This window comes from Luteimonas colneyensis, from assembly GCF_014836665.1.
GTDB lineage: Bacteria > Pseudomonadota > Gammaproteobacteria > Xanthomonadales > Xanthomonadaceae > Luteimonas > Luteimonas colneyensis.
The window spans coordinates 149,115-169,142 of sequence record NZ_JACSQJ010000007.1 but is presented as its reverse complement, the minus strand read 5'-3'; the positions used below and the strand labels follow the sequence as shown (position 1 = coordinate 169,142).

Genomic DNA, 20,028 nt, shown 5'->3' with positions numbered 1-20,028 from the left:
TCGCCAGGGTCTTTACCCCAAAACCCCGCAGCCACGGCTGCGGGGTTTTTCTTTGGGCGCGCGGCGGCCTCAGCCCGCCGATTCCCGTCGCCGCATCAGCAATCCGATCTGGCCGATCACCGCGGTCAGCAGGATCAGCGAGTTGGTGACGATGAACACCCGGTTGCCGAGCATCCAGCTGTAGGCGATGAAGCCAACGGAGGCCGCCATCTGGCCCAGGAACAGCCAGCGCGAGACGCCCTTCGCGTCCTTGTCCTTCCACTGCGTGACGATCTGGCGGCAGAGGGTGGCCAGCAGGATCGCCGAGGCCGTCCAGCCGATGATGTCGGGATTCATCGTTCGCGGATCCTTTCGACGTGTGATCCGGAGCGTCGACGTGCATGTTGTCCACGTGCATCCGGATGGGCGGTCGATGTTCGCGCATGCCCGGTCCGTGCCGGGTGAACCGGCGTACGCCAACGTGGCTGTCACTGCGCGGGTGCTTACATCCGGGGCTCACCCCGTGCGACAGGAGCACACCGATGACCGACCCCCGCGAACTCGAAGAAAAGTTCTGGAAGGCGCTGGAGAGCGACCGCACCGTCATGCTCGGCCTCGATGGCCAGGAGGACGGGCACGCCCGGCCGATGACGGGCCTTGCCGAGGACCGGCGCTCGCCGATCTGGTTCTTCACGTCCGCTGACAATGCGCTGGTCAAGCAGCTCGGCACGGGCAGTGGCCGCGCGATCGCCGGATTCGCCTCCAAGGGCCACGACCTCTTCGCCAGCATCCGCGGCTCACTGCGCGTCGATACCGACCGCGCGGTGGTGGAGCGCCTGTGGAACCCCTTCGTCGGCGCCTGGTACGAAGGGAAGGACGATCCGAAGCTGCGCCTGCTGCGCCTCGACGCCGAAGACGCCGAAGTCTGGATCGACGCCAGCAGCATGCTCGCCGGCGTGAAGATGCTGCTCGGCGTCGACCCGAAGAAGGACTACAAGGACAAGGTCGGCGAAGTCGACCTGCGCTGACGGCCGCCGATGCAGCGTGACCTCGTGGTGGCAACGGCCGAAGGACTGTACTGTCCGGCCGGCGACTTCCATATCGACCCGTGGCGGCCCGTGCCCCGTGCGGTGATCACGCACGGCCACGGCGACCATGCCCGTTCCGGGATGGGCTGTTACCACGTGGTGGCCGAGGGCCTGCCGATCCTGCGCTGGCGCCTTGGCGACCAGGACTACCGCGTGCACGCCGCCGGCGAGCGTTTCCGGATCGGAGGCGCGACGCTGTCGTTCCATCCGGCCGGCCATGTGCTCGGATCCAGCCAGGTGCGGATCGAGGCGGGCGGCGAGGTGTGGGTGGCCTCGGGCGACTACAAGCGCGACCCCGATCCCACCTGCGCGCCCTTCGAGGTCGTCGCCTGTGACGTGTTCATCACCGAATCGACGTTCGGGCTGCCGATCTACCGCTGGACGCCGGCCACGGAGGTGGCGCGGGACATCGTGGCCTGGCGCGAGGAGTGCGCGGGCAACGGCGAGGCCGCGATCCTCTACTGCTACGCGCTGGGCAAGGCGCAGCGGATCCTCGCCGAACTCGCGGCCCACACCGACCGCCCGGTGTTCGTGCATGGCGCGATCGACGCGGGCGTGCAGGTCTATCGGGAGGCCGGCGTGCACTTGCTCGACACGCGGCGCGTGGCCGACGAGGCGCGCGCGGCGGACTTCGCCGGCGAGCTGGTCATCGCGCCGCCGTCCGCGGCGGGCAGTCCGTGGATCCGCCGCTTCCGGCGCGCGCAGCAGGGCTTCGCCTCCGGCTGGATGCGCATCCGCGGCAACCGTCGCCGCCGCAACTACGACCGCGGCTTCGTCGTGTCCGACCACGCGGACTGGCCGTCGCTGCTGCGCACCGCGCACGAGACCGGCGCGCGCCGCGTGATCGCCACCCACGGTGACACCGACGCCCTGGTCCGCGTGCTCAATACGCAGGGCATCGACACCGGCGTGTTCGCGACCGGCTACGGCGAGGACGACTGATGCGCCGCTTCGCCGCCCTGTACGAGCGGCTCGACCGCAGCACCGGCACCGCCGACAAGCGCCGCGCCCTGGTCGACTACTTCCGCGACGCGCCGCCGCGCGATGCGGCGTGGGCGCTCTGGCTGCTGGCCGGCGGGAAGATCGGCGGCGCGCGCGCGAAGATCGCGGCCACGGGCGAGCTGCGCGCGTGGATCGGCGAGGAAACCGGCACGCCGGACTGGCTCGTCGAAGCCTGCCACCACCAGGTGGGCGACCTCGCTGAAACCCTGGCCCTGCTGCTGGACGATCCGCCCGTGACGCAGGGCGCCGGGCCCGGCAACGCACTGCCGTACCTGCCGGCAGGCGAAGATAGCGCCGGCCTCGGCCTCGCGGAATGGATCGAACGTCGCCTCGCGCCGGTCGCCAACGCCGACCCGGAGACACGCCGTGCCGTGGTGGTCGACGCCTGGCGCAGCCTCGTCTTCCGCGAGCGGCTGGTGTTCAACAAGCTCTTGACCGGCGCCCTGCGCGTGGGCGTCTCGCAGGGCCTGGTGCAGCAGGCGCTGGCCGAACTGTCCGGCGTCGACATCGCCCTCATCGCGCAGCGCATGCTCGGTCGCTGGACGCCGGGCGCCGGCTTCATGGAGACCCTGTTGTCGCCCGAGGCGCAGCCGGGCGATGCCGCGCTGCCCTATCCGTTTTTCCTGGCCTCGCCGCTGGAGTCGGATCCCGATGGCCTCGGCCCGGTGGACGACTGGCTGCTGGAATGGAAGTGGGACGGCATCCGCCTGCAGCTGATCCGACGCGCCGGCGAGGTCGCGCTCTGGTCGCGCGGCGAAGAGCGCATGGACGGGCGCTTCCCCGAGATCGAAGCCGCGGCCGCCGTGCTCCCGCGCGACTGCGTGATCGACGGCGAGCTGCTGGCCTGGCAGCCTGCCGCCAGCGCGCCCATGCCGTTCAGCGCCCTGCAGACCCGCATCCAGCGCCTGAAGCCGGGGCCGAAGACGCTGGCCTCCGCGCCCGCGCGCGTGCTGGCCTACGACCTGCTGGAGCTCGACGGCGAGGACCTGCGCGCGCGTCCGCTGGACGAGCGGCGGTCGCTGCTGGCTGATCTCCTTGGCGAAACCGCGCAGGCCGGGAGCGCCACGAACGGCGACGACCGTGCCGGCACGGGCGGCAGCGCCGCTCGCATCGCGCTGTCGCCGCGGGTCGAGGCCCGTGACTGGGCGCAGGCCGCCGCGCTGCGAGACGAGGCGCGCGATCGCGGCGTCGAGGGCCTGATGCTGAAGCGCCGCGATTCCCCCTACCGCCACGGCCGCAGGCGCGGCGACTGGTGGAAGTGGAAGGTCGATCCGCTCAGCATCGATGCGGTGCTGATCTACGCCCAGTCCGGGAGCGGCCGGCGCAGCACGCTGTTTACCGACTACACATTCGGCCTCTGGGACGGCGACGCGCTGGTGCCGGTGGCCAAGGCCTACTCGGGGCTCGACGACGCGGAAATCCTGCGCCTGGACCGCTGGATCCGTGCGCACACGCTGGAGCGCTTCGGACCGGTGCGCTCGGTCGAGGCCGCTCACGTGTTCGAGCTCGGCTTCGAAGGCGTGAACCGGTCCCGGCGGCACAAGTCCGGCGTCGCGGTGCGCTTCCCGCGCATCCTGCGCTGGCGCGAGGACAAGCCGGTGCGCGAGGCCGACACGCTCGACGCGCTGCGGGCCCTGGCGCGGTGATGGCGCCCGCCGCCGGTTCCAGGCAATCGCCGGCCGGACAGCCCGCAGTGCCGCCGCCCGCGCGCAGCCGCGGGCGGTTCGACGCCCCGCTGACGGCCTGGTTCACCGCGCGCGGGTGGCGCGTCGCGCCCTTCCAGCGACAGGCCTGGCGGCATTACCTGACCGGTGGCTCCGGCCTCCTGGTCACGCCCACCGGCAGCGGCAAGACGCTGGCCGCGCTCGGGGGGCCGCTGCTCGAAGCGCTCCGGCTCGGCGATGCACCGGCGCCGAAGCGACGCGGCGCATCATCGCCCGGACCCCGCCTGCGCCTGCTCTGGATCACCCCGCTGCGCGCGCTCGCGGTCGACACCGTGCGCGCGATCCGCGAACCGGTGCAGGCGCTCGGCATCCCGTGGACCGTCGCCATGCGCACGGGCGACGCCAGCGCGCGCGACCGACGCCTGGCGCGCCAGGGCCAGGCGGAGGTGCTGGTCACCACGCCCGAATCCTTCGCCCTGGCCCTGTCCTATCCCGACGCCGCGGACCTGCTGGGCGGGGTGCGCGCGGTGGTCGTCGACGAATGGCACGAGCTGCTGGGCAACAAGCGCGGCGTGCTGCTGCAGCTGTGCCTGGCGCGGCTGCGTGCGGTCGCACCCGCGGCGCGGACCTGGGGGCTGTCAGCCACGCTGGGGAACATCGGGGAAGCGCGCGACGTGCTGCTGCCCGGCCAGCCCGATGCGCCCATCCTCGCCGCCCCGAAACCGAGGCGGCTGACGCTCGAGACCCTCATCCCGGCCGAGGGCGAGCGTTTCCCCTGGGCCGGCCACCTCGGCCTGTCGCAGCTCGAGCGCGTGGCCGCGGTGCTGCAGCGCGCACGCAGCAGCCTGCTGTTCACCAACACGCGCTCGCAGGCCGAGCTCTGGCACCGGGCGCTGCAGGCGGTGTGGCTGGACGATCCGGCGACGCTGGCGCTGCACCACGGCTCGCTCGACGCCTCGCTGCGCGCCGAGGCCGAGGCCGGCCTGCGCGACGGCCGCGTGCGCTGCGTGGTGGCGACGTCGAGCCTCGATCTTGGCGTCGACTTCCCCGCCGTCGACCAGGTGTTGCAGGTGGGCAGCCCCAAGGGCATGGCGCGGCTGGTGCAGCGCGGCGGCCGCGCGCGCCACCGTCCGGGCGAGGCCGGTCACGTCGTCTGCGTGCCCACGCATGCGCTGGAGCTGGCGGAGTACGCGGCGGCGCGCATCGCGATCGAGGCCGGGCGCATCGAGGCGCGCGTGCCACCGCGGCTGTCGCTCGACGTGCTGGCGCAGCACTGCGTCACGCTCGCGCTCGGCGGCGGCTTCCACGCCGGTGCGCTGCTGGACGAAGTGCGCGGCACCCACGCCTTCGCCGCGCTGTCCGACGACGCCTGGCAGGCGGTGCTCGACTTCATCGTCCGCGGCGGCAGCGCGCTGGAGCACTATCCGGACTACCGGCGCGTGGTGCGCGACGACGATGGTGCGTGGCGCGTCCTCGATCGCCGGGTCGCGTTCCGGCACCGGCTCTCGATCGGCACGATCACCAGCGACGGCAGCGTCGAGGTCCGCTTCGCCAAGGGGGCGCGGCTGGGCGCGGTGGAGGAATCGTTCGTCTCGCGCCTGCGTCCGCGCGACCGCTTCCAGTTCGCCGGTCGCACGCTGGAGCTGGTGCAGCTGCGCGACATGACCGCCTTCGTGCGCCTGGCCAGGCGCAGCGACGGCAGCGTGCCGCGCTGGCAGGGCGGGCGCATGCCGCTGTCGAGCGAGCTGGCCGCGGAAGTCGAGGCGGTGCTGGCCCGGCCACCGCGCAGTCCCGAGATGCGCGCGCTGGCACCGCTGCTGTCGCTGCAGTCGCGGCTCTCCTCCCTGCCCACCCCAGACAGCCTGCTGGCCGAGGCGGTGAAGACGCGCGAAGGCTGGCACCTGTTCCTGTTTCCCTTCGCCGGGCGCGCGGTGCACGAAGGCCTGGCGCCGCTGCTGGCGCTGCGCTGGGCGCGCGAGGCGCCCAACACCTTCGCCTGGGCGGTGAACGACTACGGCCTGGTGCTGAGCGCGCAGGCCGAAGCCTGGCCGGACGAGGCCCTGCTCGCACGCATGCTCGCCGTGGACGGCGTGGTCGACGACCTGCGCGCCAGCCTCAACCTGGCCGAGCTCGCGCGTCGCCAGTTCCGGGAGATCGCGCGCGTCGCCGGGCTGCTGCCGCCGTCGCTGCCGGGGCGCGCCATCCGGTCGCTGCGCCAGCTGCAGGCCTCGAGCAGCCTGCTGTTCGACGTGCTCAGCCGCCACGATCCCGGCCACGTGCTGCTGGCCCAGGCCGAGCGCGAAGTCCTCGAAGCCCAGCTGGAGGTGGTGCGGCTGCGCGCCGCGCTCGAACGCTGTGGCCGGCGCCCCCTCGCGCTGCACCGCCCGCGCGGCCTGACGCCGCTGGCCTTCCCGCTGTGGGCCGAATCGATGCGTGGCCAGCTCAGCACCGAGGACTGGCGCACGCGCGTGCAGCGCGCCGCCGAACGCCTGGAGGAGCGCCATGCCCGCCGTGCTTGACCTGTTGCTGGCCGGCGAGCCGATGCGCCTGCTGGCCGACCGCGCCCTGTACTGGCCGGCGCGCGGACGGCTGCTCATCGCCGACCTGCACCTGGGCAAGGGCGACATCCTGCGTGCCGCCGGGATCGCCGTGCCGTCCGGCGGCACGCGCCACGACCTCGACCGGCTGCACGTCCTGCTCGACGCGACCGGGGCGCGCGAAGTGTGGGTGCTGGGCGACTTCCTGCACGGCCGCCGCCACCCGCGCGTCGAGGCCGAGTGGCGCGCCCTGCTGGCCGCGCATCCGGGCTGCGTGGCGAGCGTGGTCGCCGGCAACCACGACCGGGCGCTGGTGGCCGATGCCGCCGGCGTGGTCCACCTGCCCGACGACGTGCGCGACGGGCCGTTCCGCTTCCGCCATGTGCCGCTGGAAGCCCCCGATCCCGCCCTCGGCCACGTGCTGTGCGGGCACGTGCACCCGGTGGCGCGACTGCCGGGCCTGCCCGGACGCCATCCGGCCCTGGCGCTGGCGCCGGGGCAGGCGATCCTGCCGGCGTTCTCGGCGTTCACCGGGGGCTGGCTGCTGTCGGACGCACAGGCCTGGATCGCCTGCGCGCAGGGCGAGCTTGCCGGCAACGGCGACGGACCGTGGCGGGCAGCAGCGCATTGACCGGCGCACGACGCCGCGGCGGTTAGCGTGGGCGTCCTGCACCAGGAGCTCCGCATGCCGCCACGCCAGGCACCGTCCAGCCACCGCGCCGCCCCGCGCCGCGGTGGCCATGCCGCTACCCGCGGCACCGGCGTGCGCATCGACAGCTGGAACCTGCCGCTGCGCCATCCCGAAGGTGGATTCCTGGGCGACCGCGCCAGCCAGACCGCGTTCCGCGAACTGCTGGACCAGGCGCGCCGCGCGCACAGCACCTGCGCGCGCGATCCCTTCGGGCGCACGCCCACGGCCGAACTCGACAAGCGCGAGATCGACATGGTGCTCGTCGGCGGCGATCCCGACGCGGCGCACGTGGTGCACCTCGCCGTCGAGGAGTACGCGCGTGCGCTGGTGGCGGTGGTGCGCAGCTTCATCGCGCAGCCGGAATGGCGCGGCGTGCGCGACATCGTGCTGGGTGGCGGCTTCCCCGGCCACGAGGCCGGACGGCTGGCGATCCGCCGCGCCGCGCGGCTGCTGAAGCTCGCACGCAGCGGAGTGCGCCTGCGCGTGCTCGGCCACGACAGCGACGAAGGCGGACTGCTCGGCTGGGTGCAGCTGGCGCCGTCGGCCGCGCTGCGCCGGCAGGCCTTCCTGGCGGTGGACATCGGCGGCACCAACATCCGCTGCGGCATCGTCGAGCCGCGCCTGGGCGAGGATCGCAGCGGCGGCAAAGCACGCATCCTGGAGCACGCGCAGTGGCGCCACGGCGACGATGCGCCGACGCGCGAGGAGGCGCTGCAGCGGCTGGGGGCGATGCTCAACGGCCTGGCCGCGCATGCGCGCACGCGCGGGATCGACCTCGCGGCCTTCGTCGGCATCGCCTGTCCGGGCGAGGTCGACGCGCGCGGCCACCTGCTCAACGGCGCGCAGAACCTGCCGGGCGACTGGGCGGCGGAGGATTTCTTCCTGGCCGATGCGCTGGGCGCCTGGCTGGCGCCGGTGCGCGGCCGCGCGCCGCGCGTTCTGCTGCACAACGACGCGGTGGTGCAGGGCCTGAGCGAGCGCCCGCGCATGCGCAATGCCAAGCGCTGGGGCGTGCTGACCATCGGCACCGGCCTGGGCAACGCGTCCTACTCCAACCTGGGCTGACCTTTGGCGGATGGCCGGGGCGCGACGCTTCGCGGAGAATCGATGAGGGGACTCCATGCCGGGCGCGACCGCCCGCGCGGGATTCCGCGCGCCGCGACCGACCTGCCAGGAGATCCGCCCATGCCGACCACCCGCCATTCCTCACGTCGACCGGTGCTGCTGACGGGCCTGTTGCTGGCCGCGGGCCTGTCCGGGCCGGCAATGGCGACGCAGGCGGAGGTGAGCGGTTCCACCACTACGGCCGCCAGCACCACCACGACCGCCGCGCCCGCCGATTCACCGCGGGCGCGGCTGCACGCGCTCTTCGCCGAGGACGCCGCCTGGCGCCAGCGCGAATTCGGATACGAGCAGGTCGACGGGCGCTGGCGTCCGTCGGGCCGCCTGCCGTCGGTGCTGCCCGAAGCCTGGGAGCGGCGCATCGCGCACGTCACGCGCATCCTGCGCGAACTCGACGCGATCCACCCCTCGACGCTTTCGCGCGAGGACCAGGTCAACCTGGCGGTGTTCCGCGCCACCCGGGCCGCCGAGCTCGACAACGCCGTGCGCCGCACCTGGGAGGCACCGTTCAACAGCGACACGTTCTTCTGGGCCGGCTTCGCGCCGCGCCAGCCCTGGCAGCAGGAAGCCGACTGGCGGCGCTTCATCTCCCGACTGGCCGACATCCCGCGCCATTTCGACGAGCAGATCGCCAACATGGAGCGCGGGCTGGCCCGCGGCTGGAGCGTGCCGCGCGCCTCGCTCGATGACCGCGACCGCACCATCGAGGCCTACACCGGCGAAGGCCCGGGCAATCCGCTGCTCGACGCCTTCGACGCGATTCCGCAGTCGATTCCCGAGCCCCTGCGCACGCAGCTGCGCGAGGAAGGCCGCAAGGTGGTGCTGGGCGACGTGGTGCCGGCCTATCGCGAACTGCTGGCCTACATGCGCGAGGACTACCTGCCGCGCACCCGCACCACGATCGCCGCCAGCGCGTTGCCCGACGGCGAGGCGTTCTACCGCGCGCAGATCCGCGAGTACGTGACGCTCGACATGTCGCCGCGCGAGATCCACGAACTCGGCCTGGCCGAGGTCGCGCGCATCACCGCCGAGATGCACGAGGTGATGGCGCGCGCCGGCTTCGAAGGCAGCTTCGAAGAGTTCCTCGCCTACCTGCGCAGCGACCCGCGGTTCTACGCGAAGACGCCGCGCGAGCTGCTTGCCCATGCGTCGTACGTGGCGAAGAAAGTCGACGGCCAGCTCAAGCACGTGCTCGGCACCCTGCCGCGCTACCGCTTCACGATCCTGCCGGTGGCCGACGACATCGCGCCCAACTACACCGCCGGCCGCGGGGGGCTGGACGCCTGCTGGTTCAACACCTACGACCTGCCGTCGCGGCCGCTGTACAACCTGCCGGCACTCGTGCTGCACGAGTGCTCGCCCGGGCACAGCCTGCAGGCGGCGCTGGCGCTCGAGGCGCCGGAGCGCCCGGACTTCCGCCAGAACAGCTATTTCTCCGGTTATGGCGAGGGCTGGGCGCTGTACACCGAGTGGCTGGGCACGCGCATGGGCATCTACGAGACGCCCTACGAGGAGTTCGGCCGCCTGAGCTTCGAGATGTGGCGCGCCGCGCGCCTGGTGATCGACACCGGCATCCACGCCTATGGCTGGAGCCGCGAGCAGGGCATCGAGTACCTCGCCAGCCACGCCGCGCTGTCGCGTGCCGACATCGAGAACGAGGTCGACCGCTACATCTCCTGGCCCGGCCAGGCGCTGTCGTACTACATCGGCTATCGCACCATCCGCGACCTGCGCGCGGAAGCGGAGCGCGAGCTGGGCAATCGCTTCGACCAGCGTCCGTTCCACGACGCGATCCTGGCGCTGGGCGCGGTGCCGTTGCCGGTGCTGGAAGAGGAAATGCGGGCCTTCATCGTGCGCGAGAAGGCCGGCACTCCGGAACAGCTCGCCGAGGGTCGCTGACCGCGACGCCTGTTGCATCGACGCGCCCGGGGAACCCGGGCGCGTGCCTGCGCGGGGCGCGGGGCTCAGCCCAGCGGATCCATCCCGGGAACATCGTTGCCGGTGCCCGCGGTCTGCGAAACACCCACGCGCAGCGAGTTGTCCACGTCGCGCACGCCCGGACAGCCTTCCGAAAGGTCTTCCGCCAGGCGCTTCATCAGCCGGTGCGGCACGGTGCCGGAAAGTTTCACCACGCCGTCCTGTACGGCGACGCTGATGCTGCTGGCGTCCAGCGCGTCGTTCTCGGTGAGGACGTCGCAGACGTCCTCGCGGATGCGCGCATCGTCGCGGCGATAGCCGCGCGGGCCGACGCCGCGGTAGCCGTGGGCCGACACGCCGGCGGCGCCGGCGCTGCGCCCGGCGGCGAACTCCTCGCGCTTCTCGCCCAGCCAGTCGCGCGCGGCGCCCACGCAGCGTCCGCCCAGCTTCATCGCGTCGCGCGCGACCTCGCGGAACTCATCGGCAGCGGCTTGGCCGGAAGTGGATCGGGTCATGGCATGGCCTCCTGTCTCTTCACGGGCGCGGCGCGCCCAGCGGCACCAGTGTCCGGCCGGGGATGTTCAAGCCGCGTCACGCCGGCGTGGATGCCTCTCAATCGATCGGATACACCGCGCGGATGGGGCAGCCCGACTTCGCGCCCAGCACCTGCAGCCGGTCGGAGCCGGTCATGACGAAGTCCGACGGCCTGCCGGTGGAGGTGACCCGGATGTCGTCGCCCGGGTTTCCGCAGATGACACCGATGCCCATGCCGGAATGGAAGGCGATCTCCACCGGCCCCGAGAGGTGCGGGCAGGATCGAACCAGTTCCAGGCGGTAATAGCGGTTGCCGTCGGAGCGGTTGGGATTGACCTCGACGACCACGCCGCGGGGATCCTCCGACCAGCCACGCACGTGCCGCGGGCTGAAGCAGTAGCTGTGCGAGGCCGCGAAGCCGCGGCGCTTTTCGCCCTTCACGACCACGTTGGCCACCGTGGTGCTGCCGTCGGCGCTGGTCTGGCTGGCGCGCGCATGGCCTGCGTACTCGGCGGAGGTGATGGGTTCGACCGCGGCCACGGGGCAGAGCGTTTCGCCCACCGCCACGTACTCGTTGCCCGCGCCGCACATCCAGCCGTTGGCGGCCAGCATGCGGGTACGTGTGGCGCCGTCGATGTCGGGGCAGGCATCGGCCAGGTCGACCCGGTAGCGGCGGCCGTCGGACTGCACCAGCGCCAGCGTGCGTGCGTCGGGCTGGAACACTTCGCGCACGTCGCGCGCATCCAGGCAGTTCGGAGCGGGCGGCGTGCGCACCACGGCCGACGTGGCCGGGGTGGCGGAGAGTGCGGCCGCGATCACGGCGGCGAAGTGTCCTGCAGGCATGGGCATCCTTTCTTGGGGCTTGCCGGTGCCAGTCTACGGAACGAAGATGACGTCGACAGCCGTCCTGGAGACTCCGATGAAAGCGCCTGTGTCCGCTTTGCTCGCCACCTGCATGGCCTCGGCCTGCAGCGCCGTCCCCGATGCCCCGGCGCCCTCGGCCGCTGCCGGCGCGGTGCGCGAGGTCGAGTTCGCCTGCGACGGCGGGCAGTCGGTCACAGTGCGCTTCCACCCCGACGAACGCGCCGTTCTGGTGCGCAACAATGAAGAGATCGTGCTTCGGCAGCAGGTCAGCGGCTCGGGCTTCATCTACGGCAACGGCCCGACCACCATCCGCGGCAAGGGCGAGGACCTGACGGTCGAGATCGGCCGCATGGCGCCGATCCGGTGCCGCGCGGCATGAGTACGCACGCCATGCAGACCATTTCCGTACCGGTGGCCGTCGGCGAGCTGGCCGACAAGCTGTCGATCCTGCACATCAAGCACGAGCGCATCGCCGATGCCGGCAAGCGCGCCCACGTCGAGGTGGAGATGGCCGGCCTGCGCCCGATCTGGGACCGCGTGGTGGCCGCCAATCCGGAGTTGGCCGGGCATTACGACCGGCTGAAGGCGGTCAACGAGCAGATGTGGGACGTGCAGGACGGCCTGCGCGCGCGCGAGGCCGCCAGGACCTTCGACGAGGAGTTCATCGCGCTCGCGCGCGCGGTGGCCGTGCGCAACGGCGAGCGGATCGCGATCAAGAACGCGATCAACCGCCTGGCCGGATCCGAGTTCGTCGAAGAGAAGCAGTACCAGGCCGGCTGAGGGACGCGACCATGGCCAGGGCGGCGGCCAACTGTCGCTGCCGCTGGCGACGGGATGCGCAAGCGCGCGGTCGTCACCGGGTCGCTGCTGCGCCCGCGCAGCGCCGACGAAAAGGCCGCGCTGGCGGCGGAGGTGGAGCGGGTGATCTGGCCGTGGGTCGAGGCCGGCCGCGTGCGCGCCGTGGTGGACCGCAGCTTCCCCCTGGCCGAGCGGCCCTCGCATTCAGTTTCCCGTCTCAGATCCCGAGACGCCCCCCTGCCAGCATCGCGCGATGCAGCTCACGGAAAAGCTCACGATCCTGGCCGACGCCGCCAAGTACGACGCCTCCTGTTCGTCCAGCGGCGGCGCGAAGCGTGACTCCCGGGGCACCGGCGGCATCGGCTCCAACGAGGGCACCGGCATCTGCCATGCCTACGCCCCCGACGGCCGCTGCATCTCGCTGCTGAAGATCCTGCTCACCAACTTCTGCATCTACGACTGCGCCTACTGCATCAACCGGCGCAGCTCCAACGTGCAGCGCGCCCGCTTCGGCGTCGACGAAGTGGTGCGGCTGACCATGGACTTCTACCGCCGCAACTACATCGAGGGCCTGTTCCTGTCCTCGGGGATCATCCGCTCCGGCGACTACACCATGGAGATGCTGGTGGAAGTGGCGCGGCGGCTGCGCGTGGAGGAGCGCTTCGGCGGCTACATCCACCTGAAGACGATTCCCGACGCCTCGCCCGAGCTGCTCGCGGCCGCGGGCCGCTGGGCCGACCGGCTCAGCATCAACGTCGAACTGCCGACCGAGGGCGGGCTCAAGGCGCTGGCGCCGGAGAAGGACGCGCAGGACATCCGCCGCTCGATGGGCCGGCTGCGCCTGGGCATCGAGGAAGCGAAGGCCGAGAAGAAGGCGCCGCGCTTCGCGCCTGCCGGCCAGAGCACGCAGATGATCATCGGCGCCGATCCCGCCAGCGACCGCGACGTCCTCGAGACCAGCAGCACGCTGTATGCGAGCTACGGGCTCAAGCGCGTCTACTTCTCCGCCTTCAGTCCGATTCCCGACGCCTCGCGCGCGCTGCCGCTGCGGCCGCCGCCGCTGATGCGCGAGCACCGCCTCTACCAGGCCGACTGGCTGATGCGGTTCTACGGCTTCGACGTCGGCGAGATCGCGCCCGCGGGCAACGACGGCATGCTCGACCTCGACATCGATCCGAAGCTGGCGTGGGCGCTGCGCCACCGCGAGCAGTTCCCGGTCGACCTCGACACCGCGCCGCGCGAGCTGCTGCTGCGGGTGCCGGGCCTGGGGGTGAAGACGGTGCGGCGGCTGCTCGCGATGCGCCGCCATCGCCGCCTGCGCTACGCCGACCTGGTGAAGCTGGGCGTGTCGGTGACGAAGGTGGCGCCGTTCGTGTCCACGCTCGACCATCGCCCGCGCGCCGACGTCGACGGCGCGGTGCTGCGCGCGGCGGTCGCGCCGCCGCCGAAGCAGCCGGACCTGTTCGGCCACTGATGCGACGCGTCGAACTCGCCGATGGCGCTGACCTCGTGCAGTGGCGCGACGCGGCGCGCGCGCTGCTGGCCGACGGCGTGCCACCCGAGCAGGTGTTGTGGCAGGTCGGGGCGCAGCGCGACCTCCTGGGCGAGGTGGTGGACGCCATGGGCGACGCGATGCGCCGCAGCGGCTCGCCTGCCGGCCTGCGCGTCCCGCGCGACTTCCTCGACCTGGCCGGCCTGGTCATCGCCCACGCCGATCCGCGCCGCCACGCGCTGCTCTACCGGCTGCTCTGGCGCATCGCCCGCGGCGAGCGCGCGCTGCTCGCGATGGCGACCGACGACGACGTCGCCTGGGCGCGGCAGGCGGCGAAGGCGGTCAGCCGCGAGAAGCACAAGATGAAGGCCTTCGTCCGCTTCCGCGAGGTGGTCGACGGTGAGGGCAGCGTCTACGTGGCCTGGTTCGAACCCGAGCACGACGTGCTGCCGCAGGTCGCGCCGTTCTTCGTGCGCCGCTTCGCGGGCATGCGCTGGTCGATCCTGACGCCCGGGCGCAGCGCTCACTGGGACGGCCAGGCGCTGCACCCGGGCGAGGGCGCCCGGCGTGGCGACGCGCCCGACGGCGACGCGCTCGAGGACCTGTGGCGCGTGTACTACGCCAACATCTTCAACCCCGCGCGCCTGAAGGTCGGCGCGATGGTGAAGGAGATGCCGGTGCGCTACTGGAAGAACATGCCCGAGGCCGCGCTGATCCCGGCGCTGGTGCGCGACGCCGGCGCGCGCATGCATGCGATGGTCGACGCCGCCCCGACCGTGTCGCGGAAGGCGTTCCCGGCACCGCGCGACACGCCCGGCGCACGTGCCGCCGTGCCTGTTGGGGCGTCGCCCGGACTGCCGGCGATCCACGCATCGGTCGCCGCCTGCCGCGCCTGCCCGCTCTGGGCGCCCGCCACCCAGGCCGTGCCCGGCGAGGGGCCGGCGGACGCGCGGATCATGGTGATCGGCGAGCAGCCCGGAGACCGCGAGGATCTCGCCGGGCGTCCGTTCGTGGGGCCGGCCGGGCAGCTGTTCGACCGCGCGCTGGCCGAGGCCGGGATCGACCGCGCCACGCTCTACCTCACCAACGCCGTGAAGCACTTCAAGTTCAGGCCCGCCGGCAAGCGCCGCATGCACGTGCGCGCGGACGCGACCGAGCAGGCCGCCTGCCGGCCCTGGCTCGAGGCCGAGCTCGCCGCGGTGCGGCCGCGCATGGTGCTGTGCCTCGGCGCCACCGCCGCGCAGGCGCTGCTGGGCCGCGGCTTCGCGCTGCTGTCCGGACGCGGACGCTGGTACCGCCTCGACGACGGCCTGCGGGTGCTGCCGACCGTGCATCCCTCGTGGCTGCTGCGCCTGCCGGAGTCGGAACGTCCCGCTGCGTGGCGTGACTTCATCGCCGACCTGCGCCTGCTCCGGGCCGCGTCCGCGCAACCCTGACCCCAGCGCTCAGCCGCGGACCGCGGCCTCGATCGCGGCGACGTCGATCTTCCGCATCGTCATCATCGCCTCGAACGCGCGCTTCGCGACCGCCGGGTCGGGACCGGTGACCGCCTCGGTCAGCACGCGCGGCGTGATCTGCCACGACAGCCCCCAGCGGTCCTTGCACCAGCCGCATTCGCTGGCCTGGCCGCCGTTGCCGACGATCGCGTCCCACAGCCGGTCGGTCTCGGCCTGGTCCTCGGTGCAGACCTGGAACGAGAACGCCTCGCTGTGCGTGAACGCCGGCCCGCCGTTGAGGCCCAGGCAGGGAATGCCCATCACCGTGAAGTCGACGGTGAGCACGTCGCCGGCCTTGCCGGAGGGATAGTCGGCGGGCGCGCGGTGCACGGCGTCCACCGAACTGTCGGGGAAGGTTTCGGCGTAGAACCGGGCGGCATCCAGGGCGGTGCCGTCGAACCAGAGGCAGATGGTGTTCCTGGCGGGCATGGCGGGGCTCCGGTGGGGCAGGGCGTCCAGCATGCGCCCGGCCGCGCCGGTTCACCTATCCCCGGACGCGCGCGCGCTCCTGGCCCGCCTGACGACCGCGCCCGCGCCCTGACGCGTGTCAGAAGCGGTAGGTCGCCCGCAGGTACAGGTCGTCGTCGCGCCGCGGGCGGGCGGCGGCGGCCGGCAGGTCGATCTCACGGCGACGGCGCAGGCGTGCGTCCAGCTGCCATTCGGGCGTCGCCTGCCAGACCCAGCGCACCTCGGTCAGTTCGTCGTTGGGCCGGAAGTCGCTCGACAGCAGCCAGCCATCGGCCACCCGGCCATGGACCAGGCCCAGGTCGTGGCCGGGCAGGACGTCCATGACGTTGACTGACGCCTGCCAGGACAGCGCGTCGGCGCGGCCGGTGCCGGAGTTCATCGCCTCGCGGCGCGGCGTCTCCGGCGCGTAGCCGAGCTCGCCGCCCAGCCGCAGCGTCGTCCCGTCCTGGCCGAGCGGCCATTCCGCGGTGGCCTTGGCGGTCACAGCGAGGTAGTCCACGGTCCTCGGATCGTTGACGCCGTACCGGTGCAGCGCCGAAGGCAGCCAGTTGAGCGTGACCATGCGCTGCACCAGCGGTCCGATCGCGGTCTTCGACTCCACTGCCGCGAACACGCCGATGCGCGAGTCGCCGTCGCCGAACGCCAGCGGGCGCCGCAGCGTGCCCGTCGGCCCGCGGCGGTCGTTGTGGCGGACGATGAGGTGCGTGGTCCAGTCCTCGTTTGGGCGCCACTGCAGCCAGGCGCCGTCGGTCCAGGTGACGTCGAAGTTGGTGCTGTCGTTCTGGTCGAGCGACTTCTTCATCACGTCGTCCAGGCCCCAGGCAGCCTGGAAGCGGCCGATGCGCAGGCTCCAGGGCGCCTCGGCCGGCCGGTATTCCAGGTAGGCCTCATCGACCGTGGCCTGGCCGTTCGCCAGGCCGGTCGGATCGGGTGCGTAGGTGCGCATCCAGAAGGCGTCGTCGTCCTGGTCGCTGTCGAGCCTGGCCGCGACGCGGCCGCTGGCATGCCAGCCGCCACCGAGGTCGCCGCGCACGCGGACACGGACGCGGGCGCGCAGGCTGTCGCTGTCGGACTCCGCGCCGCTGCGGGCGCGGGTCTCCGAGGCGACGTAGCCGAAGCGGACGTCGCCGCTTGCCTGCCATGTGTCGCCGGCGTGGGCGGTGCCGGCGGCAAGGGCGAGCAGCGTGGCCAGGACCGGTAGTACGCGCGGCGCGTGGTCCGGGATGCGGATGGGGGTGAGGCGAGGGTGGTTGGCGCGGGCGTGCATGGGGGCCTCCGGGAAGGGCGCCGGACCGGGCCAGGACGGTCGTCCGGAGCATGCTGCAGACGATGCGCCTGCCGTGGTGCGGACACCTTGACCGCGGTCAAGCGCCAGGCGGGCCGCGTCCGCAGGGCAAGGCGGTATGCTTCAACGTCCGCAGGACGCGCAGTGCAAGGGGGGGCGCGTGCAGGACGCAGCACAGACACCGGCCGATGCCACGGCCAGGGCCACGGCCGACGCGGCCGCGGAGGCCTTCATTGAACGCGCCGCCGAAGAAGCGCGCGGCCACGTCCGGTGGCTGCGCCCGGAGTTTCAGAACCCGGATCAAGACCGCAGAGTTGCTGGAGCGGCTGGGGCCAAGGGCTATCTCGAGATCAAGGACGACAAGCATTACCTCACCGATGCCGGCAAGGCTGCAGGAGGCGAATTCAGGATGAGTCAGCGCTACGGGCCGTATTTCCTCTGGCCCGATTTCCTGGAGGCCTGACGTGCGATGAGTCGAGCCGGAGGACGTGGCTTCGGACGTCCAGACGTCCGGAACCGCCGTTACGATCGCCTTGCGCTGCTGGATCCGCAGGAGTTCGAGCGGGTGGTGGCGGGCTATTACCGGCGCCTGGGCTACCAGGTGGAGCACTGCGGGGCGGGCCGGGGCGGGAGAAGATTCGATGGCGGCATCGATCTGAAGATGTACCGCGATGGCTCGTACACCGTCGTCCAGTGCAAGCGGGAAAACGCGCTTCAAGTCACGCACAAGGTCGGCCACGAACTCCTCGGGATCATGCTGACCGAGAAGGCGGATCGGGCCATCGTCGTCAACGCCGGCGAGTTCACACCCTATGCCTGGGAAAGCGCGCGGAGGGACACTCGCCTTGAGCTCATAGACGGCGACAGGGCTGCGGGAGATGCTTCCCGAGTACGCGCTTGTCGACTCGCCCGCTGCTCGCGGTGCCGACGTCAAAGCGCCGCTCGATTGGCCGCTGTCGGGTCCGCCGTCGCGTCCTGCTCCGGGCCGTGTCCGGTATGGACGGATGCAGGCCAAGAAGGATGCGCAAGGCATCCAGGCGCTCGTGGCATTGGGTGTCCTGGTGATGATGGTTCTGTGGCACTGCTCCGTCCGGAACGGGACCGGGCGCGCGCCAACTCCATTGCCAGCGGCACAGACTGCTGAGCCGCGCCACGTGCCGCCGCAGGCCCAGCACCCGCGCCCAGCGCAGCGTCCGGAAGCTCCAGCCTTCGAGCGGTCGCGGGCCGCGCCCGCATCACGTGAGATCGACGCGGCCGAGGCCAGGCGCAGGAGCGACGCTGCCATTCGGGTCATCGAGGACACCACGCCGGAGCTGCAACTTCCTCCTGACCCTCATGCGGTGTACCGGGAATAGATCGCGATGGTTGACCGGAGCCCGCTGTTGGATCGATCCAGCACGCGCGTGCGCAGCAGGTCGTCGGGTTCTGAGCCGATGGCGGGAGCACTTGTCGCCAGTCTCGCCCTACGGCCCGCCACCGCGCACGACTTCGCCTTCTGCGAACAACTCAGCCGCAGCAACATGGCCGGCTACCGCGCAGCGCGCGGCATCGCCTGGGACCCGGCGCGCTTCCGCGCCAGCTGGGCGGAATTCGAGAACCTGATGATCGTCGCCGGCGACGAGGCCATCGGCCTGCTGCGCCTGCTCCCCGAAGGCGAGGCGCTGGGCCTGCGCGACCTGCAGATCGTGCCGGCGCGCCAGCGCCAGGGCATCGGCGGCTGGGCGGTGCGGCAGGCGCAGGCCATCGCCCTGCAGCGCGGCTACGCGCGGCTGCAGCTGCGGGTCTACGTGGAGAATCCGGCGCGGGCGCTGTACGTGCGGCTGGGCTTCGCGGTCGAGTCCGAGGCCGAAGGCACGCTGCACATGGCGTGGACGCCGCGTCCCGCCGTGCGATGACCGTTGCCCCATGTCGGGAGCCGGGCGGCGCAGTAGGCTTCCCGCTCCACCGCTCGGAAACCGGATCATGAGACGACTGTTCACCGCGCTGCTGCTGCTCGCGTTGCCCGTCCTCGCCCACGGCCAGGCGGCCTGTCCTTCCGGCGAGTCCTTCGACAAGGCGCGCGCCGTGGTCGCCGACCTGCAGCGCATCGTCACCCCCGCCGGCGTGCAGGACACCTACGCCGAGCGCATCGGTGGCATCGACCAGTGGATCCAAGTGCGTGGCCAGGATCGCGCGAACCCGATGATCCTGTTCGTGCACGGCGGACCGTCGTCGCCGGCGATGCCCAGCGCGTGGCAGTGGCAGCGGCCGGTCGAGGAGTTCTTCACCGTCGCCCACTACGACCAGCGCGGCGCCGGCAAGACCCACCGGGCGAACGACCCGGAAGCGGTCGCCGGCGACATGGCCATCGACCGCTACGTCAGCGATGCCATCGAGGTGGCCGAGCACCTGCGCGCGCGCTACGGCAAGGACAAGCTGGTCCTGGCCGCGCACAGCTGGGGCACGGTGGTGGCGATGCACGCGGCGCTCAAGCGACCGGACCTGTTCCACGCCTACGTCGGCATCGGCCAGGTGATCGATGTCCGGCGCAACGAGCGGCTGAGCTTCGAGTACGGCCTGGAGCGGGCGCGTGCCGACGGCAATGCCGCGGCGGTCGCCGAGCTGGAGTCGATCGCGCCCTATCCCGGCGATGCGCCGATCACGCGTGACCGGATCATCATCGCGCGCAAGTGGCCGCAGCATTATGGCGGGCTGAACGCGTACCGCGACGCGGAGCAGGACTACTACTACGGCGCCTCGCTGCTGGCCCCGGACTACGACTGCGAGGACCGGCGCGCCTTCTTCGCCGGCAACGTGTTCACGCTCGAACACGTGCTCGACGAGTTCCTGCAGGTGGATTTCAGCGGCGTGCGCGAATTCCCCATCCCGGTGGTGATGTTCCTCGGCCGCCACGACTACACCACGCCCTCGGCGCCGACCGCGGAGTGGCTCGACCGGGTGCAGGCGCCGTACAAGCGCGCGGTGTGGTTCGAGCACGCCGCGCACATGATTCCGTGGGAAGAGCCGGGACGGACGCTGCTGGCGTTGTTGGAACATGTCCGGCCGCTGGCCTCAGCGCCTGCCAACCCGGTTCCGCCGGACGGCCGCTGAC

20 protein-coding genes and 1 pseudogene are annotated in these 20,028 nt (G+C 72.2%); 16 read left to right on the top strand and 5 right to left on the bottom strand.

The features are described 5' to 3' along the window. Window positions 1–69: 69 nt before the first annotated feature. Window positions 70–336 carry a hypothetical protein gene (locus H9645_RS12385; protein WP_189493979.1) on the bottom strand — a complete coding sequence of 89 codons (267 nt, stop codon included), beginning with the start codon at window positions 334–336 and terminating at the stop codon, window positions 70–72. Window positions 337–521: 185 nt separating this feature from the next. On the opposite strand from H9645_RS12385, the gene H9645_RS12380 reads away from it, so the two are divergent. From H9645_RS12380 to H9645_RS12350, 7 genes are all read left to right on the top strand, one after another. Beyond that, window positions 522–1,007 carry a pyridoxamine 5'-phosphate oxidase family protein gene (locus H9645_RS12380; protein ID WP_189493980.1) on the top strand — a complete coding sequence of 162 codons (486 nt, stop codon included), beginning with the start codon at window positions 522–524 and terminating at the stop codon, window positions 1,005–1,007. Window positions 1,008–1,016: 9 nt separating this feature from the next. Continuing rightward, complete coding sequence (locus tag H9645_RS12375) at window positions 1,017–2,009, top strand: ligase-associated DNA damage response exonuclease (protein WP_189493981.1); 993 nt, start codon at window positions 1,017–1,019, stop codon at window positions 2,007–2,009. Continuing rightward, complete coding sequence (locus tag H9645_RS12370) at window positions 2,009–3,715, top strand: ATP-dependent DNA ligase (protein WP_191729986.1); 1,707 nt, start codon at window positions 2,009–2,011, stop codon at window positions 3,713–3,715. Before H9645_RS12375 ends, H9645_RS12370 begins: the two co-directional genes overlap by 1 nt. Further along, window positions 3,715–6,252: a ligase-associated DNA damage response DEXH box helicase gene (locus H9645_RS12365; protein ID WP_191729985.1), complete on the top strand. Its 2,538-nt coding sequence runs from the start codon at window positions 3,715–3,717 to the stop codon at window positions 6,250–6,252. The genes H9645_RS12370 and H9645_RS12365 overlap by 1 nt, the downstream gene beginning before the upstream one ends. Then, the gene (gene pdeM, locus H9645_RS12360) at window positions 6,236–6,901 is read left to right on the top strand and encodes a ligase-associated DNA damage response endonuclease PdeM (protein ID WP_191729984.1); all 666 of its coding nucleotides are present in this window, start codon (window positions 6,236–6,238) and stop codon (window positions 6,899–6,901) included. Before H9645_RS12365 ends, pdeM begins: the two co-directional genes overlap by 17 nt. 54 nt (window positions 6,902–6,955) lie before the next feature. Further along, entirely contained in the window at window positions 6,956–8,026 is a 1,071-nt protein-coding gene (locus H9645_RS12355; RefSeq protein WP_191729983.1) for an ROK family protein, read from the top strand. Between the two features lie 120 nt (window positions 8,027–8,146). Next, window positions 8,147–9,982 (top strand): DUF885 domain-containing protein, encoded by a 1,836-nt coding sequence (locus H9645_RS12350; protein WP_191729982.1) that lies wholly within the window; start codon window positions 8,147–8,149, stop codon window positions 9,980–9,982. Between the two features lie 65 nt (window positions 9,983–10,047). Here H9645_RS12350 and H9645_RS12345 read toward each other — a convergent pair whose 3' ends face one another. Together H9645_RS12345 and H9645_RS12340 are read right to left on the bottom strand one after the other, a co-directional pair. Next, window positions 10,048–10,515, bottom strand: a complete 468-nt coding sequence (locus tag H9645_RS12345) for a BON domain-containing protein (RefSeq protein WP_189493987.1) — start codon at window positions 10,513–10,515, stop codon at window positions 10,048–10,050. A 97-nt stretch (window positions 10,516–10,612) separates the two neighbouring features. Next, the gene (locus tag H9645_RS12340) at window positions 10,613–11,377 is read right to left on the bottom strand and encodes a hypothetical protein (protein ID WP_191729981.1); all 765 of its coding nucleotides are present in this window, start codon (window positions 11,375–11,377) and stop codon (window positions 10,613–10,615) included. 76 nt (window positions 11,378–11,453) lie between these two features. Here H9645_RS12340 and H9645_RS12335 point away from each other — a divergent pair, with 76 nt between their 5' ends. The 5 genes and pseudogenes from H9645_RS12335 to H9645_RS12320 all read left to right on the top strand — a co-directional run bounded on the left by H9645_RS12335 (window position 11,454) and on the right by H9645_RS12320 (window position 15,124). Further along, window positions 11,454–11,777: an MliC family protein gene (locus H9645_RS12335; protein WP_191729980.1), complete on the top strand. Its 324-nt coding sequence runs from the start codon at window positions 11,454–11,456 to the stop codon at window positions 11,775–11,777. 11 nt (window positions 11,778–11,788) lie between these two features. Then, window positions 11,789–12,178 (top strand): DUF6165 family protein, encoded by a 390-nt coding sequence (locus H9645_RS12330; protein ID WP_191729999.1) that lies wholly within the window; start codon window positions 11,789–11,791, stop codon window positions 12,176–12,178. Window positions 12,179–12,232: 54 nt separating this feature from the next. Continuing rightward, window positions 12,233–12,388 (top strand): annotated as a pseudogene (locus tag H9645_RS14250) (NAD(P)H-quinone oxidoreductase); the annotation flags it as partial. A gap of 61 nt (window positions 12,389–12,449) precedes the next feature. Then, window positions 12,450–13,670 carry a putative DNA modification/repair radical SAM protein gene (locus H9645_RS12325; protein WP_191729979.1) on the top strand — a complete coding sequence of 407 codons (1,221 nt, stop codon included), beginning with the start codon at window positions 12,450–12,452 and terminating at the stop codon, window positions 13,668–13,670. Further along, window positions 13,670–15,124, top strand: a complete 1,455-nt coding sequence (locus tag H9645_RS12320) for a UdgX family uracil-DNA binding protein (RefSeq protein ID WP_191729978.1) — start codon at window positions 13,670–13,672, stop codon at window positions 15,122–15,124. Before H9645_RS12325 ends, H9645_RS12320 begins: the two co-directional genes overlap by 1 nt. A gap of 9 nt (window positions 15,125–15,133) precedes the next feature. On the opposite strand, the gene H9645_RS12315 is transcribed toward H9645_RS12320, so the two are convergent. Further along, entirely contained in the window at window positions 15,134–15,613 is a 480-nt protein-coding gene (locus H9645_RS12315) for a VOC family protein (protein ID WP_189493991.1), read from the bottom strand. A gap of 118 nt (window positions 15,614–15,731) precedes the next feature. Continuing rightward, window positions 15,732–16,919, bottom strand: a complete 1,188-nt coding sequence (locus H9645_RS12310) for a porin (RefSeq protein ID WP_191729977.1) — start codon at window positions 16,917–16,919, stop codon at window positions 15,732–15,734. A gap of 136 nt (window positions 16,920–17,055) precedes the next feature. Between H9645_RS12310 and H9645_RS12305 the strand changes: the two genes are divergently transcribed. The 4 genes from H9645_RS12305 to H9645_RS12290 all read left to right on the top strand — a co-directional run bounded on the left by H9645_RS12305 (window position 17,056) and on the right by H9645_RS12290 (window position 20,027). Next, on the top strand, window positions 17,056–17,400 hold the full coding sequence (locus H9645_RS12305) for a hypothetical protein (protein ID WP_191729976.1): 345 nt from the start codon (window positions 17,056–17,058) through the stop codon (window positions 17,398–17,400). Window positions 17,401–17,406: 6 nt separating this feature from the next. Next, entirely contained in the window at window positions 17,407–18,081 is a 675-nt protein-coding gene (locus H9645_RS14420) for a restriction endonuclease (RefSeq protein ID WP_191729975.1), read from the top strand. A 289-nt stretch (window positions 18,082–18,370) separates the two neighbouring features. Further along, window positions 18,371–18,832 (top strand): GNAT family N-acetyltransferase, encoded by a 462-nt coding sequence (locus tag H9645_RS12295; protein WP_191729974.1) that lies wholly within the window; start codon window positions 18,371–18,373, stop codon window positions 18,830–18,832. Window positions 18,833–18,899: 67 nt separating this feature from the next. Beyond that, window positions 18,900–20,027 carry an alpha/beta fold hydrolase gene (locus H9645_RS12290; RefSeq protein WP_191729973.1) on the top strand — a complete coding sequence of 376 codons (1,128 nt, stop codon included), beginning with the start codon at window positions 18,900–18,902 and terminating at the stop codon, window positions 20,025–20,027. The last annotated feature ends 1 nt before the right edge of the window (window position 20,028 follow it).

Coding starts and splice junctions, on each gene's coding strand:
- H9645_RS12385 (WP_189493979.1), bottom strand. CDS start 336: ATGAATCCCGACATCATCGGCTGGACGGCCTCGGCGATCCTGCTGGCC.
- H9645_RS12380 (WP_189493980.1), top strand. CDS start 522: ATGACCGACCCCCGCGAACTCGAAGAAAAGTTCTGGAAGGCGCTGGAG.
- H9645_RS12375 (WP_189493981.1), top strand. CDS start 1,017: ATGCAGCGTGACCTCGTGGTGGCAACGGCCGAAGGACTGTACTGTCCG.
- H9645_RS12370 (WP_191729986.1), top strand. CDS start 2,009: ATGCGCCGCTTCGCCGCCCTGTACGAGCGGCTCGACCGCAGCACCGGC.
- H9645_RS12365 (WP_191729985.1), top strand. CDS start 3,715: ATGGCGCCCGCCGCCGGTTCCAGGCAATCGCCGGCCGGACAGCCCGCA.
- pdeM (WP_191729984.1), top strand. CDS start 6,236: ATGCCCGCCGTGCTTGACCTGTTGCTGGCCGGCGAGCCGATGCGCCTG.
- H9645_RS12355 (WP_191729983.1), top strand. CDS start 6,956: ATGCCGCCACGCCAGGCACCGTCCAGCCACCGCGCCGCCCCGCGCCGC.
- H9645_RS12350 (WP_191729982.1), top strand. CDS start 8,147: ATGCCGACCACCCGCCATTCCTCACGTCGACCGGTGCTGCTGACGGGC.
- H9645_RS12345 (WP_189493987.1), bottom strand. CDS start 10,515: ATGACCCGATCCACTTCCGGCCAAGCCGCTGCCGATGAGTTCCGCGAG.
- H9645_RS12340 (WP_191729981.1), bottom strand. CDS start 11,377: ATGCCTGCAGGACACTTCGCCGCCGTGATCGCGGCCGCACTCTCCGCC.
- H9645_RS12335 (WP_191729980.1), top strand. CDS start 11,454: ATGAAAGCGCCTGTGTCCGCTTTGCTCGCCACCTGCATGGCCTCGGCC.
- H9645_RS12330 (WP_191729999.1), top strand. CDS start 11,789: ATGCAGACCATTTCCGTACCGGTGGCCGTCGGCGAGCTGGCCGACAAG.
- H9645_RS12325 (WP_191729979.1), top strand. CDS start 12,450: ATGCAGCTCACGGAAAAGCTCACGATCCTGGCCGACGCCGCCAAGTAC.
- H9645_RS12320 (WP_191729978.1), top strand. CDS start 13,670: ATGCGACGCGTCGAACTCGCCGATGGCGCTGACCTCGTGCAGTGGCGC.
- H9645_RS12315 (WP_189493991.1), bottom strand. CDS start 15,613: ATGCCCGCCAGGAACACCATCTGCCTCTGGTTCGACGGCACCGCCCTG.
- H9645_RS12310 (WP_191729977.1), bottom strand. CDS start 16,919: ATGCACGCCCGCGCCAACCACCCTCGCCTCACCCCCATCCGCATCCCG.
- H9645_RS12305 (WP_191729976.1), top strand. CDS start 17,056: ATGCTTCAACGTCCGCAGGACGCGCAGTGCAAGGGGGGGCGCGTGCAG.
- H9645_RS14420 (WP_191729975.1), top strand. CDS start 17,407: ATGAGTCGAGCCGGAGGACGTGGCTTCGGACGTCCAGACGTCCGGAAC.
- H9645_RS12295 (WP_191729974.1), top strand. CDS start 18,371: ATGGCGGGAGCACTTGTCGCCAGTCTCGCCCTACGGCCCGCCACCGCG.
- H9645_RS12290 (WP_191729973.1), top strand. CDS start 18,900: ATGAGACGACTGTTCACCGCGCTGCTGCTGCTCGCGTTGCCCGTCCTC.